This window comes from Apilactobacillus zhangqiuensis (assembly GCF_019656215.1).
Classification (GTDB): Bacteria; Bacillota; Bacilli; order Lactobacillales; family Lactobacillaceae; genus Apilactobacillus; species Apilactobacillus zhangqiuensis.
Map to the genome: position 1 here is coordinate 82,743 of NZ_BPLK01000002.1, position 16,444 is coordinate 99,186.

15 protein-coding genes, 1 pseudogene and 1 other annotated feature are annotated in these 16,444 nt (G+C 37.9%); of the genes and pseudogenes, 11 read left to right on the forward strand and 5 right to left on the reverse strand.

Translation table 11 applies throughout. The annotated features are described in order from the left end of the window. Positions 1-60: 60 nt before the first annotated feature. The 3 genes from K5Q07_RS01630 to K5Q07_RS01640 are packed head-to-tail and all read right to left on the reverse strand — an operon-like array spanning position 61 to position 3,036. A complete protein-coding gene (locus tag K5Q07_RS01630) occupies positions 61-969 on the reverse strand; it encodes a glycine betaine ABC transporter substrate-binding protein (RefSeq protein ID WP_220729296.1) in 909 nt (302 codons plus the stop codon). Between the two features lie 14 nt (positions 970-983). Next, entirely contained in the window at positions 984-1,844 is an 861-nt protein-coding gene (locus K5Q07_RS01635) for an ABC transporter permease (RefSeq protein ID WP_220729297.1), read from the reverse strand. Next, the gene (locus tag K5Q07_RS01640) at positions 1,837-3,036 is read right to left on the reverse strand and encodes a quaternary amine ABC transporter ATP-binding protein (protein ID WP_220729298.1); all 1,200 of its coding nucleotides are present in this window, start codon (positions 3,034-3,036) and stop codon (positions 1,837-1,839) included. Before K5Q07_RS01640 ends, K5Q07_RS01635 begins: the two co-directional genes overlap by 8 nt. A 259-nt stretch (positions 3,037-3,295) precedes the next feature. On the opposite strand from K5Q07_RS01640, the gene K5Q07_RS01645 reads away from it, so the two are divergent. From K5Q07_RS01645 to K5Q07_RS01685, 9 genes and pseudogenes are all read left to right on the forward strand, one after another. Beyond that, the gene (locus K5Q07_RS01645) at positions 3,296-4,360 is read left to right on the forward strand and encodes a YibE/F family protein (RefSeq protein WP_220729299.1); all 1,065 of its coding nucleotides are present in this window, start codon (positions 3,296-3,298) and stop codon (positions 4,358-4,360) included. Further along, positions 4,360-5,124, forward strand: a complete 765-nt coding sequence (locus tag K5Q07_RS01650; RefSeq protein ID WP_220729300.1) for a YibE/F family protein — start codon at positions 4,360-4,362, stop codon at positions 5,122-5,124. Before K5Q07_RS01645 ends, K5Q07_RS01650 begins: the two co-directional genes overlap by 1 nt. A 71-nt stretch (positions 5,125-5,195) precedes the next feature. After that, the gene (locus K5Q07_RS01655; protein WP_220729301.1) at positions 5,196-7,124 is read left to right on the forward strand and encodes a S9 family peptidase; all 1,929 of its coding nucleotides are present in this window, start codon (positions 5,196-5,198) and stop codon (positions 7,122-7,124) included. Between the two features lie 93 nt (positions 7,125-7,217). Next, positions 7,218-7,709, forward strand: a complete 492-nt coding sequence (locus K5Q07_RS01660) for a hypothetical protein (RefSeq protein ID WP_220729302.1) — start codon at positions 7,218-7,220, stop codon at positions 7,707-7,709. Positions 7,710-7,838: 129 nt separating this feature from the next. Continuing rightward, positions 7,839-8,073: a binding site (T-box leader), on the forward strand. Positions 8,074-8,152: 79 nt separating this feature from the next. After that, a complete protein-coding gene (locus K5Q07_RS01665) occupies positions 8,153-8,977 on the forward strand; it encodes a MetQ/NlpA family ABC transporter substrate-binding protein (protein WP_220729303.1) in 825 nt (274 codons plus the stop codon). A gap of 34 nt (positions 8,978-9,011) precedes the next feature. Next, positions 9,012-10,082, forward strand: coding sequence for a methionine ABC transporter ATP-binding protein (locus K5Q07_RS01670; protein ID WP_155443803.1), 1,071 nt, complete (start codon positions 9,012-9,014; stop codon positions 10,080-10,082). Between the two features lie 3 nt (positions 10,083-10,085). Continuing rightward, positions 10,086-10,778, forward strand: a complete 693-nt coding sequence (locus tag K5Q07_RS01675; protein WP_034532587.1) for a methionine ABC transporter permease — start codon at positions 10,086-10,088, stop codon at positions 10,776-10,778. Between the two features lie 14 nt (positions 10,779-10,792). Further along, positions 10,793-11,452, forward strand: a complete 660-nt coding sequence (locus tag K5Q07_RS01680; protein WP_220729304.1) for a M20/M25/M40 family metallo-hydrolase — start codon at positions 10,793-10,795, stop codon at positions 11,450-11,452. A gap of 27 nt (positions 11,453-11,479) precedes the next feature. Beyond that, a pseudogene (locus tag K5Q07_RS01685) lies at positions 11,480-11,956 on the forward strand (M20/M25/M40 family metallo-hydrolase); the annotation flags it as partial. Between the two features lie 39 nt (positions 11,957-11,995). Here the strand turns inward: K5Q07_RS01685 and K5Q07_RS01690 are convergent. Together K5Q07_RS01690 and K5Q07_RS01695 are read right to left on the reverse strand one after the other, a co-directional pair. Then, positions 11,996-12,688 (reverse strand): VIT1/CCC1 transporter family protein, encoded by a 693-nt coding sequence (locus tag K5Q07_RS01690; protein ID WP_251067614.1) that lies wholly within the window; start codon positions 12,686-12,688, stop codon positions 11,996-11,998. A gap of 13 nt (positions 12,689-12,701) precedes the next feature. After that, positions 12,702-13,385: a VIT1/CCC1 transporter family protein gene (locus K5Q07_RS01695; RefSeq protein WP_220729306.1), complete on the reverse strand. Its 684-nt coding sequence runs from the start codon at positions 13,383-13,385 to the stop codon at positions 12,702-12,704. Positions 13,386-13,699: 314 nt separating this feature from the next. Between K5Q07_RS01695 and K5Q07_RS01700 the strand changes: the two genes are divergently transcribed. Then, positions 13,700-14,875, forward strand: coding sequence for an aminotransferase class I/II-fold pyridoxal phosphate-dependent enzyme (locus K5Q07_RS01700; protein ID WP_220729307.1), 1,176 nt, complete (start codon positions 13,700-13,702; stop codon positions 14,873-14,875). Between the two features lie 13 nt (positions 14,876-14,888). Then, positions 14,889-16,400 (forward strand): phosphoenolpyruvate carboxylase, encoded by a 1,512-nt coding sequence (gene ppcA, locus K5Q07_RS01705; RefSeq protein WP_220729308.1) that lies wholly within the window; start codon positions 14,889-14,891, stop codon positions 16,398-16,400. The last annotated feature ends 44 nt before the right edge of the window (positions 16,401-16,444 follow it).

Genomic DNA, 16,444 nt, shown 5'->3' on the forward strand with positions numbered 1-16,444 from the left:
CTATAACTCTAGTATATAAAAAAGCTATTCTAAAGTTAATAGAATAGCTTTTCTTTATTGTTATTTATTGATTAAATCTTCGATTGAGTTGATGTTCTTCATGTATTTTGGAACAGCCAATCCAACCTTAGCACCATTCAAGTTTGGACCAACATCGTCGATTTTATCCTTGTATTGTTTCAAGTATAAACCGGCAGTGTTAGGTAACCAAGCTGATAGTGAAGCATCGGCAGCGTTAGTTGCGATTGATGCCCACATTGGTTGCATTTCTAGTGCTTGGATAGTTGTCTTGTAACCCATCTTGTTTAGAACTTCAGCCATCACATTAGTTGATGCGATTTCTGAATCCCAAGCAACGTAAGTTAACTTAACTGCTTTACCATTGCCTCGAGCAGCACCCTTAGTCCATTCTTGGTATAACTTAGGGTTCTTCTTGATGAAGTTATCAGCAGCGACCTTAGGATCAACACCAGCATTGGTTTGTAGCATAACGTCTGACATTTGAGCTGGAGTCCAGTGGAATTGCTTTAGAATCTTGTAAGCACCAGGATTATCCTTGGCTAGACCCTTTCTAGCAATTGTATGGATTTGTTCTGAAGAACCGTAAACATTCTTAGGATCCTTTAGGAACTTAAGAGGGAACTTCTTGAACATCCAGTGTGGTTGCCATCCAGTAACAACAATTGGTTGTTTGTACTTAATTGCTTTAGCTAATGTAGAAGTCATTGCAGCAGTTGAACTAGTTTGTAGTTGCCACTTGTTTTGTGCTAAAGGATATTCCTTTAACGCATTTTGTGTAGAAGCCATAATACCGGCCCCAGCATCGATACCAGTGATGGTGTAGTTGATTTGAGGGCCTAACTTCTTATGAGGATTATATGGAGAAGTTAAACTACTACAAGCAGTTAGAACTGTTGCCATAAGAAACATGGTTAATGTTGCTAAAACATATCTAGTTTTCTTTCTCATTTAAATCCTCCTAATTAGTGTTTTTTGTTCTTGTTAAAGGCTTGAGTAACACGGTCTAGAATGATTGCTAGGATTACGATTGCAAAACCAGCAGTGAAACCAGAACCGGCGTTGTTTCTACCTACGGCGAAGTAAACTTCTGAACCAAGACCAACGGCACCAATCATTGAAGCGATAACTACCATTGATAGAGCAAGCATCATACCTTGGTTAACACCAGACATTAATGTGTTCTTAGCGATTGGTAGTTCAACCTTGATTAGTTTTTGCCAACCAGTTGAACCAAAAGAGTCGGCAGCTTCAATTAAATCAGTAGGAACTTGTTCAATTCCTAGGTTAGTCATTCTAACTACTGGAGGTAGTGAGAAGATAACAGAAGCAATTACCCCGGGTACCATTCCGATACCGAATAAAGCAACGGCAGGGATTAGGTAAACGAACGCAGGCATTGTTTGCATAAAGTCTAGAATTGGTTTAACGATTACCTTAACAGTGTGACTCTTTGCCATCCAGATTCCTAAAGGAATACCGATAACAACGATGATTAAACTAGAGGTAAGAACTAGTGTTAATGTTTGAGTCATATCTCTCCAGTAACCTTGGTTGTAAATTAATACAAGACCGATTAATTCAAAGACCATAAGTCCCCAGTGCTTACTGTCATGTAAAGCCCAGTAAGTAATACCTAGAACTAAGACGATGAATAACCAAACGGGTAGTAAATCAAATACCCATTGGAATGAGTTAACGATAGCACCAATAAAATCAGTGATACCGTTGAAGAAACCAACGAATTGGGTTAGCCAGTTAACGAAATTGTTAACCCAGTCCGCAAATGGAATTGGTTGCATAGTTAAAGAAAATAGATTAGCCATTATTTTGCACCTCGTTTCCAGAAATTGCGCCTAATACGGAACTTCTAATGATAATTCCTAGTAGTCGATCATTGTCATCCAATACCGCGAAAGGTACTGAAGTTTTGGAAATGTCGTTTAATAGTGACTTAATAGGTGTATCAGGTGTTGTTGTTGGAACGTCAGTTTTAAGAATTGATTCTAGGTCACGTTTGTCATCTTCGATTTGTTTGATGACATCCTTAGCATCAATTAATCCCTTGAAGTGATGTTCTGAATCAACAACGTAAACACTTGAGTTGTGGTTATCTTTCATTAATCTTAGAGCAGTTCTTGGACCATCTTTTTCAATGTTGATAACATCAGGTCTAATCATTACACGGCTAGCAGTAAGAATCTTAGTTCTGTCCACGCCTTCGATGAATTTTTCAACGTATTCATTCTTAGGGTGTTGTAAGATGTCTTCTGGTGAACCGATTTGAACAATTTCACCATCACGCATAATCATAATACGGTCACCAATACGTAGTGATTCGTTTAAATCATGTGAGATAAAGATGATAGTCTTCTTCAAGTGTGATTGAAGATCTAGCAATTCGTCTTGCATTTCTTTTCTGTTAAGTGGATCCAATGCTGAGAATGCTTCATCCATCAATAGAATTTCTGGGTCATTAGCTAAACCACGAGCTAATCCGACACGTTGTTGTTGTCCACCAGATAATTCGTTAGGGTATCTATCATCGTATCCGTGTAAGCCAACTAGTTCTAGACATTCATGTGCTTTTTGATGTCTAGTTTCCTTATCGACTCCTTGGATTTCTAAACCGTAAGCGGTGTTTTCGATAATGGTTCTGTTAGGGAATAGAGCAAAGTTTTGGAATACCATACTCATTTTCTTACGTCTAAATTCACGTAATTCTTTCTTATCGAATTTAGTAATGCTTTCCCCGTCTAGTAGAATTTCACCATCAGTTGGTTCGTATAAACGGTTTAACATTCTAATTAAAGTAGACTTACCACTACCGGAAAGTCCCATGATAACAAAGATTTCATTTTCGTTAACATCGAAGTTGGCATCGTGAACACCAACAACGCTGTTAGTTTTAGCTAAAATTTCATCTTTGGATTTTCCTTCGTTGATCATTTCTTTAGCACGACCAACATGACGACCGAAAATCTTGGTTAGATGTTTAACTTCAACTTTTTTGGTCATGATCTTCCTCCTTAAAATTGTAGTTTAATTAAAGCATAGGTACCATTATTACAAAGAAAAATGTTATGTGTCAAATAACTTACACTCGCAAAATGCCGATTTGCCGGTTTTAAACGGCATAAGCTTGCATGATTGAGCCATTTAAGATTTATTTAATTAAAGTGTGTTAAAATGGCTTAAAATGGATTTTTTGAGTTTAAAATATAAAAATTAAGAAGGAATTATTTTGGGTAATTTATTGAAAAAATTTCCCATCAAAATGGTGGGGATTTTTGCATTGATTGGTGTAATTTTGATGATTTTTGTCAGTCATGATGACTTTTTATACACTCAACCAATTATGCAAATTCAAAAAGTAGAAGAACTTAGCAAGACTAAGGAAGTCGATACTTTTCAAAATGTTGACTATAGTTATGTACAAAAACTAAGTGGGGTTATCACCAACGGAAAACATAAGGGTGAACACATCACATTAAACAATACATATACGGATTCAAAGGCGATGGACAAGAAGTATAAGGTTGGTCAAAAAGCATTTGTTGTCTTACACGGGCAAGGCGAAAGCACGATTAAGGATGCTAAGCGAGATACGCCAGTCATCTTCTTAATTTATTTAGCAATTGCCTTGATGTTTATCTTCCTTAAGATGGCGGGAATTACAGCCATTGGAAGTATCATCATTAACACCATCTTATTTATGGTCGCCATCTACTTCGATGGTTTTAACAATGGATCAAACGTCCTATGGATTTTCTCCATTTTAGCGGTATTATTTTCCGCAATCACCCTTTGGTTAGTGATTGGTTGGAATCGCCAAATGTTTGTCACACTTGGATCGACAGTCGCTTGTACCTTTTTGTCGATTCTAATCAGTCTTATTGTATTTCGATTCACTCATGAAAAGGGGATTTTCTACGAATCGATGCAATATGTCACTCAGCCACCACGCCCGTTATTCTTGGCGGAAACCATTATTGGTTCATTAGGGGCCGTAATGGATGAATCAACCGACATTATTTCATCATTATTCGCGTTGAAAATGGAACGTCCAGACGTTTCAAGAAAGCAATTATTCTTATCTGGTCGAAACATTGGTAAGTCCATCATGGGACCACTAATTAATGTTTTATTCTTCATCTTCATGGGGGAAACTTTGTCGATGACATTACTATTCCTAAAGAACGGTAATAGCTGGGGTTACTCATTTTCAATGAACATGTCATTGGGAATGGTGCAAAGTCTAATCAGTGGAATTGGAATTGTCTTGGCAGTTCCTGTAGCCAGTGGATTAACTAGTTTTTTTGCAGAAAAGAGGCGTAAATAATGAGTGCGATTATTGCTTTAGGTTTAGTCCTATTCGTCTTAATGGTATTAGTAGGTGGTAAGCAGGGATTCCAATCATTCTTAAGTTTAGTGCTTAATTTCGGATTCCTGTTCTTCGCAATTGTCCTGATGGCATTTCATTTCCCACCAATCGTCGTCACATTGATTTCTGGGGTAATACTATTGGCGTTAACCATCTTCTTGAGTGGAACTAACGATGAAACCAGTCGTTTAGCTTTCATCGCCTCTGTGTTGGTATTACTAGCATTGGTATTGTTAATTATTCCGGTTGAACATTGGGCTCAAGTCCAAGGGTTCGGACTAGAAGATAGTGATGACTTGGAAGGTCTATCATTGCCAATCGGCATTAGTTTCATTGATATCGCCATCTCAACAGCCATTCTAAGTACCTTAGGTGCGATTGCTGAAGCTACTATGGCGATTGCATCTGGATTAGATGAAATCAAGGAACAACATCCAGACATCAAACCAGATCGATTATTCTTCGATGGAATTTATGTAGGAAAACAAATTATCGGAACCACTTTAAACACCTTATTCTTCGGGCTGTTTGGGGGATCATTGTCGCTATTTGTCTGGTTCCACGGCTTATCCTATTCATTAGGGGATATCTTAAATGACAAGGTATTTGATGCTGAGTTCGTCATCATATTGTTCTCACTAATCGGTGTCATCATTACGATTCCAATTACTTCATTTGTGATTACGGAACAATTTAAAAAAACAAAAAAAGTCCTAACTTAGTTAGGACTTTTTTATTGCATTTATGCCGATAAAAATTAATACTAGACTTAAATCGAAAAGAGGCGTTGTTAATGAATAAAAAAATAGAATCAAATGACCTATTTAAATTAAAATCCATTACGCAAGTTACTGCTATTAGTGGAAATATTTTTGCTGTTTTAAATCGTGTCGATAAGCAGGAAAATACCTATTTCGCTGATATTATCAGCATTAACAACAAAAACGAAGTTAAAAAGTGGACCGATGGTGGCAAAAATACTAATCCCACCCAAGTTGGTGATTATCTAGTCTATCTACATAATGGAGACTTGATGAGAATGCCACTATCAGGTGGTAGTGCCGAACAACTTACAAGGGATGCTAAGATTGCTAAGTTGGTTAGTGGAAAAGACGGTCAAACCGTATTCTACCAAGCTTCTGACAGCAAGATTTCAGCTAAGTTTGAAACTGCCAAGTTCCCAGAAACTAGAAGAATACACCGCTTTGATAATCGTCATGACGGCATTGGATGGGTCGATGATCAAGCAACCAATACCATTTACCGATATAACATTAAGATGAATCAACAAAATGTCGTTTACACTTCCAAGTATGATTTGAGTTTGCAAGATGCTAATGCCAAACAAAATCGTTTGCTAGTCATTAAACCAACGAATCCAACATTGGAAACTGAATCGGATGAGACTAGAGCGGTCTACGATGTTGATTTGACCAAGGATACCGAAGAACAAGTAACCGCAAGTATCGCCAAGGGTGAATTTAGCTATGCTAGTTATTCCCCAGACGGTAAAAAGATTGCGACTGTCGGAAACGACGCTAAGTATCCTAATGCGACAGTAAATGAGTTATATATTTATGATTTGGACTCCGATAAATTAGTTGGTATTACTAAAGACTTCAAAGGTGAAGTGTTTGGCTCAATTACCGCTGATTTTATCCAAAACGAGGGTAACCACCTAGTATGGATGTCAGATACTAATTTTGTCTTTAGTGGGGTTACTCATGGTCACAGCGTTGTCTTTGAATACAATGGTCACGACATTACGAAATTGTTTGAAGGTCACTGTCATGTCGTTGATTTAACAGCAATTGACGGCGAAGTCTACTTCAGTCTTTCAACACCAACAACACCTAGTCAGTTAGTGCAATTGGTCGACCAACAATTAGACGTGAAGTTTGATCCTAATGCTAACTTCTCAGCTCAACACGACTATGCAGATGTAACACCATTTCAAACTCCATCCAAAGACGATAAGACCACTGTTGAAGGATGGGTATTGAAGTATACCGGCAGTTCTAATCACTTACCAGTGATTTTATACGTCCATGGTGGGCCACAAGCTAACTATGGTGAAACTTTCTTCCATGAATTCCAAGTATTAGCTAGTCGCGGCTATGCCGTGGTCTATGTCAATCCACGAGGTTCTACTAGCTATGGTCAAGAATTCGAAACTGGTGTCATCGGAAGATATGGTAAGGAAGACTTTGCCGATGTTCAATCCGGTCTGGATGCAGCATTGAGTCAATTCGCCGATTTAGATGAACAAAACACATTTATCGCCGGTGGATCATACGGTGGGTTCATGTCCAGTTGGGCTATCGGTCACACCGACCGTTTCAACGCTGCGATTGTGCAACGTCCGGTATCTGATTGGCACTCATTATATGGAACTTCCGACATTGGGGTTCGTTTCATTAGAAAAGAACTTGGCAAGGATTTATACGATGAAGGCGGATTGGAATACTATTGGAACTGTTCACCATTGAAGTACGCCCACAACGTGAAGACACCTACCAGAATTCAACACGGAGAATTCGATATGCGTTGTCCAGTTAATCAAAGTGAAGCATTATTCACAGCGATTAAACAAACGGGGACACCGGTGGACTACATTCGTTATCCACAATCATTCCATGGATTCTCTAGAAACGGATTACCAAATCTAAGAATCAAACGATTATCCGATATTTATGAATGGTTTGATAAATATTTAAGATAGTATTAAGAAAGACTGTAATGGGGACATTCAGCTTTTTTTATTAAATAAAAAATGACATAATAAAGTCATTACATAAGGAAAGCAGGACTGATAATGGATACTGTTATTTATTTAATTTTATTTTTTGTTGTAATTGCACTATTACTATTCGGTGCCTACGAAACACTACCAAAGATTCACAAGTTGAATAAGACCATCAACCAAAAGACACTTGATTCATTTGGTGGAGACAAGAAGCAAATTGAAGCATTTAAATCTGGTGAAAAGAAGTTAAACGTGGTAACTGGACAATATGTAATTCTAGCAATTGTTGCTACGGCGTTTGTCTTAAGTATCATCTTCCCGGAAATGGCCAATAACTACTTGATCATTGTGCTATTCATTTTAGAAGCTATCTACATCTTCTTAGGTCTAAAATTACCTAGCCTAGAAAAGAAGCATGGTGAATTTACCGGGGATGTTTTAAATAAACGTCTTCAAGCAATTCGTCTTACATTTTTCGCATTCATCGGGTTCTTTGTAGCCGTTGATGTGTTGATTTTAATCATTGAATTAATGTTTTCTCAGAATGTAAGATTGCTATAAAATGCTGAAAGAGTCGACGTTCGGCTCTTTTTTATTTATTAAAAAATATTAAATTAAAAAATGATGATAAAAATGTGTTGCAATATTAGAAAATGGGTGTAGTATATAAAACAACTTAACCGATACGAACTAAACAAGATGATCAGGAGAGTAATTATCCAATGATTGCGCAGAGAGTTCACGTTTGCTGAAAGTGAATGAATCAGAAGATAATGAATATGGCCTGTAATTTGGCATCGCTGATAATTAAGCGATGATGGGGTGGCAACCATTATTAATTGCACGCGTTTATATAGACGTTATTGAGGGTGGAAGTGCAAGCTTTCACTGAATTAGAATGGTACCACGGAACTCCGTTTCTAGATTATTTAATCTAGGAGCGGAGTTTTTTTGTTGGCTAAGTTAAAAAATCCGGTACATATATTTTTTAGGAGGTCATTTTTATGAAGAAGAATTACAAGAAATTATTATTGGCATTTACATTATTATTGGTTTTACCACTAACTCTATTGGCAAGTTGTGGTAAGAGTTCAGGACACGTTGTTAAGATTGGTATCATGGGTGGAGACACACGTGTTTGGAAAGCCGTTCAACAACGTGTTAAAAAAGAAGGCGTTGATCTACAACTAGTTCAATTCACTGATTACTCACAACCAAACAACGCTTTAACTAACAAAGAAGTAGACATTAACGCATTCCAAAACTATGCATTCCAAGACAACTGGAACACAGCTCACCACACTAAGATTGTAGCTATTGGTAAGACAATCTTCTCACCACTAACTCTATACTCCAAGAAGGTTTCAAGCTTAAAGGATCTAAAAGATGGTGCTTCAGTTGCAGTTGCTAACGACGTTACTAACGAAGCTCGTGGATTAAAACTACTTGCTAGTGCTGGCCTAATTAAGCTAAAGAACACTGCACTACCAACTCCAAGTGACATTACTGAAAACAAGAAGCACCTAAAGATTGTTCCTCTAGATGCTGCACAAACTCCAAGAGCTTTATCTGATGAAGACTCTGCTGTTGTTAATGGTAACTTTGCCTTAGATTCAAACCTAAGCTCAAAGGACATCCTATTCAAGGAACCAACTAACAAGGCAACAATCCCATACATCAACATCATCTCAGCTAACAAGAGTGATGCTAACAACAAGTACTACAAGAAGGTTGTAAAGGCTTACCAAACTCAAGCTACTAAGGATCTTCTAAAGAAACTTTACAAGGGTGAAAACATTCCTGCATGGGACATCAACTTCAACAAGTAATGTTTAGAAACAAAATAGAGGTAGAGGTGAAATTATGGCACAAATTAGTCTAGAGCACATTGATGTCACCTTTAAGCAAAAACACCAAGTTTCAAAAGCAGTACAAGATGTAACACTGCAGATTGAAAAAGGTGATGCTTACGGTATCGTTGGTTATTCAGGTGCTGGTAAAAGTACTCTAGTACGAGTAATTAACCACTTGCAAAAACCAAGTGATGGTAAGGTAATTATCGATAACAAAGATATTGATAAATTCAGTCATGCGCAAATTCGTCAATTAAGAAAAAACATTGGATTTATTTTCCAACACTTTAACTTAATGAACGCCAGAACAATTGAAGACAACATCCTATACCCAATGGTTGGGACTAAGACTACAAATGAAGAACGCAAGAAACGTGTTCAACATTTGATTAATTTAGTGGGCTTAAACGGGAAGGAAAAGTTCTACCCAGCTCAACTATCTGGTGGTCAAAAACAAAGAGTGGCAATTGCCAGGGCTTTGGCAAATAATCCACAAATCCTAATTAGTGATGAAGCAACCAGTGCGTTGGATCCAAAGACCACGCAAGCAATCTTGCAATTACTAAAGAAGATTAACAAGCAATTAGGCGTAACTATCGTCTTAATTACCCATGAAATGGATGTAGTGAAATCACTATGTAACAAGGTAGCGGTGATGGATACTGGTAAGGTTGTCGAAAAGGGAAGTATCTTAGAGGTTTTCAGTAACCCTAAGACACAACTAACCAAAGACTTTATCGACACCACCAACAACGTTAAGGAAGCTGTCGAAACATTAAGTTCTCAAGAACGCTTTGTTGAATTATCACGTAACCAACAACTATTTAGATTGCATTACATCGGTGCTTCTACTGAAACACCAATCATCGTTGATCTGTACCAAAAATTTGGTGCAGTTGCCAACATCGTTTACGGAAACATTGAATTCATTTCTAATGTTCCATTAGGTAACTTGATTATCGAAATCGATGCTGAAGAATCAACTATCAAAGAAATTAAACAATACCTTGCTTCAAAAGATGTTCATTTAACCAACATCAATTTGGATCAAGAAAAAATCAGAAATAGTAAGGAGGGATAGCAGATGAGTTCATTTTTAACACACTATTTACCAAATGTTATGACAATGATTCCGGACTTTGAACAAGCCACAATCGAAACATTGTACATGACATTCGTAACAGCGCTAATTGGTGGGATAATCGGTTTATTTATCGGTGTTTTACTAGTCTTAACTGGACCTGAAGGAATCAGTGAAAACATTCCTTTCTACACAGTCTTAGATAAGATTGTGAACTTCTTCCGTGCGATTCCCTTCATTATCCTATTAGCTGTGATTGCTCCATTTACCAGAATTATCGTTGGAACTGCCATCGGTACAACCGCTTGTATCGTTCCATTGGTAATCGCTGTAATTCCTTTCTACGCTAGACAAGTGCAAAATGCCCTTCTAGATGTGGATAGTGGAATCGTTGAATCAGCCCAAGCCATGGGTTCATCAACATGGGGAATCGTCTTTAGAGTATATCTAAAGGAAGGATTACCTAAAATTATCCGTTCATCCGTGGTAACATTAATTAGTTTGATCAGTTTAACTGCAATGGCTGGTACCGTTGCCGGTGGTGGACTTGGTAACTTGGCCGTCATGGTTGGTTACCAAAGATATGAAAACGACGTTACCTTTGTATCATTAATCTTGATTTTGATTTTGGTATTCGTCATTCAAATCATTGGTGATATCTTAGCCAGATTAACCGATCACGAAAACGCAAAATAAGAAGGTAGATAATAATGGAAAAAGAAGAACAATTACAGGTATTAAAGGACCTAGTGGCTTTTAATACGGTGGATGCCAACGAAAGAGACATCGCAGATTATTTAAGCCAACTATTTAAAAAGCATGGGATCGCAAGTGAAATTGTGGACCAATTTGATAATAGAAGTAATCTAGTTGCTCACATTGGTAGTTCTTCTGACAAGGTTTTGGCCTTTGCTGGTCATGAGGATACCGTTCACGAAAATAACTTGGCTGATTGGAAACACGATCCATTTATTCCGGTCGTCGAAGATGGCAAAATTTTTGGTCGTGGGGTGACAGACATGAAGTCTGGTCTAGCAGCCCAAGTGATTGCTCTAATCGAATTGCATGAACAACACGCTGACTTAAACGGTCAACTAAGATTTTTAGCAACCATCTCGGAAGAATTAACCCAAGGTGGGGCCAACTTCCTATCGCAACGAGGGGATGTTGACGATGTCGACGCAATTGTGATTGGTGAACCAACCGGACAAAGACAAAGCAATCAAAACCACCATTACATCGTCTATGCTCACAAGGGAGCCCTTATCTACACCGTTAAGAGTGTCGGAAAGGCAGCTCACAGTTCGACTCCAGAATTAGGAATCGATGCGATCGATAACTTAATTAACTATCGTCAAGCTGAAAAGTAATACTTTGCTAAACAAACAGGAGTAGACGATATTTTGGGCAAGACCATTTACACACCTGATATCTTTGAGGGTGGTAAGCAGGTTAACTCCATTCCTGATTTTGCTTATCAAAAGGTCATGGTTAGAACCATTCCACAATTAAATAACGACCAAATTATTGCTGATTTGCAAGAATTGGTAGATTCATTTAATCAAAAGGATGGTTATAACCTAGAACTTGAAGTTAACTTCAGTGGTTATCCAGTCAAAAACGATCCTGATTCAGAAATCGTCTCAGCTGCTCAAGATGCCAGTGTTCAAGAACTGGGCGGTAAGTTGGACTTGAAGGCCTTATCAATGGGAACTGATGCTTCTAAATTTAAGGCTAGAAACGAAAATGTTGATGTCATCATCCTAGGTCCCGGAAATGACACTGCGCATCAAACTGATGAATACGTTGATTTAGAATCATTTTATTCATTCATACGTCTATATAAACAAATTGCGATTAACTATTTGAAGTAAACAAAAAAGCCTAAGCGATAACGCTTAGGCTTTTTTTATTTAGAATTCGTTCATTAATTTTCCCATGGCATAGTGAATGATCATGGTTAGAATTCCGATGATAATGTTTCTGATGACTGCGACCTTGACCTTACCGTCGCCCAGCTTGGCACTCATAAAACCAGTAAGACCAACTGAGACGATAACGGCTAAAATGGTGGCTGGCCAGCGGTAAATGCCACTGGTTAGACTCATTGCAAGAAGTGGGAATAATCCACCTAGTGCGGCTGAAAATAGGGATGAGAAGGCTGCTGACCAAGGATTCATGTAGTGGTTTAATTCAATGTTGTACTTGATGCTGACCATTGTTTCCAATGGCTTTTTTGCAATTAGTTCATCAGCAATTTGCTTAGCGGTGTCTTCGGTAATTCCACGACTCATGTAGAATTCTTGGACAATCTTTTTTTCACCTGATAAGTCATTCTTTAGTAGGTAGCGTTCTTTTTCAACGGAGGAGCTTTCAGCGTCACGTTGTGAACTTACTGATGCGTATTCACCTGATGCCATCGAAAAGGCACAAGCAAGTAAATCCGATAGGCCAGCGATGAAGATTGTAAAGATGTTTGGTGTTGCTACGGCCACTGAGAACAAGACACCTACGACGGTAAGGATTCCATCGTTAGATCCTAACACTCCAGCTCTTAGGGTGTTTAGCTTTTCGTCCATAGTGGTGGTTTGCTTTTTCTTTTCCATTGTTATTCCTCCCCTAGGCTAGACTTCCGACTAGTAAACCAATTAGATAGGTTACTAGCATAGTTAACATACCTGATGCAACGTTTCTAATTGTTGATTTAAAACGGTTAGCGTTACTCAACATGGCAGCAGAATATCCGGTAAGTGATAGTGCGATTAGGACCGCAATGAAAGTTGCGATAATCTTAATTTTTGCAGGGAATAATGAGATGGCCACCAGTGGCAAGATTGAACCGGTTGGAAATGAAATCATCGATGCGATTGCGGCAGCATAAGGACTGGTGAATTGGTTGACGTTAAAACCGTATTTTTCACGAACGGTAGTCACTAGTGCGTCCTTGTTCATCATTTCAGTAGTGGCTTTTGTAGCTAGTTCATCAGAAATACCACTGCTGATGTATTTTTCTTTGACAATGTTAAATTCGGTCTCGTAGTTATTTTTTAATGCGTCCTTTTGTCTTTCGACCGCATTTTTTTGAGAATCACTTTCGGAATTGACCGATACATATTCACCCATGGCCATTGAAACGGTTCCGGCAATCATACCGGCAATCCCTGAAATGAAAATTGAGAAGGTGTTGCTAGTGGCACCTGCAACACCAATAACGATACCGGCAACCGATAGGATTCCGTCGTTAGAACCCATGACACCGGCACGTATGATATTAATACGTTGTGCTAAAGTTTGCTTTTTCATATTGAAGGCCCTTTCTAGTTTATAATGGTTATTAACTAGTAATAATTATAATTCACTTTTTTTGTAAAGTAAACCCTTCATTTTTAAGGTACTACCGAACAATTATTTTTTCAATGGCTAAGAAAATATTTATTGAAAATGTTGATATATCAATATCTTATACGATCTATAGAATTAGAAAATGATTAAAAATTGTATTGTAATTTTAATGAAGTTATATTATAGTATTTAACAATATGATGCTCATTGAAAATTGGACTAATTGATTAAATACAATCAATTGGTCTTTTTTTGCATATTTAGGAGGAATTGTCATGCCCAACTTATCATCATCACTTGTTGGTAAACATAACCAACGATTGAATGCATTAGCTCCATCAGGAATTAGAAGCTTTGATAAAAAGATTTCTTCCATTGATGGTTTAATTAAATTGACCATTGGAGAACCAGATTTGGATACTCCAGAACACGTTAAACAAGCAGGAATCGATAGCATTAAAAATAACGATTCCCATTATGCTGATCAAACAGGTAAAAAAGAATTGCGAGATGCAATCTCCAATCATTTATCTAATAAATACGGTTTAAAATATGATGCTGATAGTGAAGTGATTGTGACAGTTGGTGCCACAGAAGCCTTATACTCAACATTCCAAACAATTATTAACAAGGGAGATAAGGTAATTGTTCCAACGCCGACTTTTGCTTTATACTTCCCAATTATTGAAATCCTAGGTGGAGAAGTTATTAAGGTCGATGTATCTGAAGACGACTTCATCTTAAAACCAGAAAAATTAAAGGCCATCCTAGACGAACATGGTGACTCAGTGAAGGCCTTATTATTGAACTATCCAAGTAATCCGACCGGAGTTGAATATTCAAAAGAAGACTTAGCCGGACTTGCAGAAGTAATTAAACAACATCCAATGTATGTTTTATCAGATGAAATTTATAGCGACCTAACATATGGAGTAAAACATTACTCAATTGCCAACATGTTACCTGAACAAACAATTTATCTAAGTGGTTTATCAAAATCACACGCGATGACAGGTTATCGAGTTGGATACATTTGTGGACCAGCTGAATTCATTAAGAAGGTTGGAATGGTTCACGCGTTCGTAGTTACATCAGTTACAAATTCTGCCCAGGTTGCGGCGACTGAAGCATTGATCAACGGTGAAAATGATCCGGTTGAAATGGCCAAAATTTACCAAGAAAGACGAGATATCCTATACAAAGGTTTGACCGAACTAGGTTTCTCAGTGCCAGAACCAAAGGGAGCATTTTACATGTTTGCTAAGATTCCAGCTCAATATGGTAAAGACGATGAAAACTTTGCACTAGAACTAGCCAAAAAAGCTAAAATTGGTGTTATTCCAGGTAGCGCATTTGGACCTGGTGGAGAAGGGTACATCAGATTGTCATATGCTTCATCTAAAGAAGTTATTTTAGAAGCACTAAAACGATTACAAATTTTTATGAAATAAAGGGGTAATTAACATGGACAGAAGAATTCCAAACATCATGGGGACTCAACACCCGGACAACGCTAACGTTCCGTTTTTTAAGAACGATAACGACAAGTTCGTGTCCGCATTCAATGAAATTAACGAAGCGTATCAAAACTACTCCACATTAGACGCAGACGAATACATGTGGGATTGGGAAGGAAAACATGCTGATTCTTCCGTAATTGATCGTTTGTATTCTGAACATTACGATTACTTCAGTAAACATCCACTTGGTAACGACAAGTTCTTAACTTTCCGTTTGCCAAACATCTGGGAAGAAACTGGTTACAGCTTAATGCAAGCTATGACTACTATCTTATTAGCTGAAGATTTTGCTCAAGACTTAGGTTTCAAAGACCGTCCATTGTTTGAAGCAATCTTGCCAATGGCTAGAACCGCTGAACAATTGGTTAACATGGAAGAAAAGTTCTCAAGATTAGCTCACTTTAAATCAGAGGAATTTGAAAATGGTCATGAAAACAGCGACCGCTTAAGAATGATTCCATTATTCGAAAGTTTTGAAGCTCAATTTAACGCTCCAGATATTTTGAAGAAGTACGTTGAAATTTATAAAGAAGAATTTGGTGAAGACTTAACATACCTTCGTGTGTTCTTAGCTGGATCAGATTCAGCTTTATCAAATGGTTTCTTAAACAGTATCATTGGTAACAAGTTAGCCTTAACTAAGTTAGGTGAATTTGAAAACGAGACCGGTATCGATGTTTACCCAATCGCTGGTACTGGTAGTGCCATCTTTAGAGGAGGACTATCTCCATTAATGGTCGACAGATACTTAGAAGAATTCCCGGGTCTAAAGACTGCTACCATCCAATCAGCATTCAGATACGACTTCGACTTAGAAACTGTTGTTAAACCAGCCGTAGCTAAGTTACGCGATGGATTACAACACAACGCCTTTAGAATCATCAATGACGATGACCAAAAGACATTACTATCTGTTGCCGATAAGGCTGCAAAACAATACCACGAAACACTAGATCCACTAATCAACGACTTACAATCAGTTTTTGATTCATTCCCTAAGCGTCGTGATAGACACCAACACGTTGGTATCATCGGATACTCTAGAGATGTTGATGGATACAAGATGCCAAGAGCCATTACTTTCACTGGATCACTATACTCAGTTGGGGTGCCACCAGAAGTATTAGGTACAGGTCGTGTGTTAAGTCAATTAACTGATGATGAAATCAGAGCATTGAAGCAATACTATCCAAACATGAAGCATGACTTTGCCCATGTCCTGAAGTACTACAGCTCAGATGCCCTAGATTCACTAATCGAAAAGAATGCTGCATGGAAGGGCGTTAAAGAAGATATCCAGGCCATCGAAGACGCATTCAACATTAAGGCTGGACCCACTAACGAAGAAGAAAAAGAACACGCTAAGTTAGCAAACGATTTAGTTCGTATTGATGACCAAGAAGTTCGTGAAATCTTAATTGAAAAGATGGGACGTCTAAGACATTTCTTAGGTTAATTCTAAATAAAAAAGCTAGTGATAATTTACTCACTAGCTTTTTT

Bases quoted from the DNA above. Each gene is read 5' to 3' on its own strand.
- K5Q07_RS01630 (WP_220729296.1), bottom strand. From the start codon at position 969: ATGAGAAAGAAAACTAGATATGTTTTAGCAACATTAACCATGTTTCTT.
- K5Q07_RS01635 (WP_220729297.1), bottom strand. From the start codon at position 1,844: ATGGCTAATCTATTTTCTTTAACTATGCAACCAATTCCATTTGCGGAC.
- K5Q07_RS01640 (WP_220729298.1), bottom strand. From the start codon at position 3,036: ATGACCAAAAAAGTTGAAGTTAAACATCTAACCAAGATTTTCGGTCGT.
- K5Q07_RS01645 (WP_220729299.1), top strand. From the start codon at position 3,296: ATGGTGGGGATTTTTGCATTGATTGGTGTAATTTTGATGATTTTTGTC.
- K5Q07_RS01650 (WP_220729300.1), top strand. From the start codon at position 4,360: ATGAGTGCGATTATTGCTTTAGGTTTAGTCCTATTCGTCTTAATGGTA.
- K5Q07_RS01655 (WP_220729301.1), top strand. From the start codon at position 5,196: ATGAATAAAAAAATAGAATCAAATGACCTATTTAAATTAAAATCCATT.
- K5Q07_RS01660 (WP_220729302.1), top strand. From the start codon at position 7,218: ATGGATACTGTTATTTATTTAATTTTATTTTTTGTTGTAATTGCACTA.
- K5Q07_RS01665 (WP_220729303.1), top strand. From the start codon at position 8,153: ATGAAGAAGAATTACAAGAAATTATTATTGGCATTTACATTATTATTG.
- K5Q07_RS01670 (WP_155443803.1), top strand. From the start codon at position 9,012: ATGGCACAAATTAGTCTAGAGCACATTGATGTCACCTTTAAGCAAAAA.
- K5Q07_RS01675 (WP_034532587.1), top strand. From the start codon at position 10,086: ATGAGTTCATTTTTAACACACTATTTACCAAATGTTATGACAATGATT.
- K5Q07_RS01680 (WP_220729304.1), top strand. From the start codon at position 10,793: ATGGAAAAAGAAGAACAATTACAGGTATTAAAGGACCTAGTGGCTTTT.
- K5Q07_RS01690 (WP_251067614.1), bottom strand. From the start codon at position 12,688: ATGGAAAAGAAAAAGCAAACCACCACTATGGACGAAAAGCTAAACACC.
- K5Q07_RS01695 (WP_220729306.1), bottom strand. From the start codon at position 13,385: ATGAAAAAGCAAACTTTAGCACAACGTATTAATATCATACGTGCCGGT.
- K5Q07_RS01700 (WP_220729307.1), top strand. From the start codon at position 13,700: ATGCCCAACTTATCATCATCACTTGTTGGTAAACATAACCAACGATTG.
- ppcA (WP_220729308.1), top strand. From the start codon at position 14,889: ATGGACAGAAGAATTCCAAACATCATGGGGACTCAACACCCGGACAAC.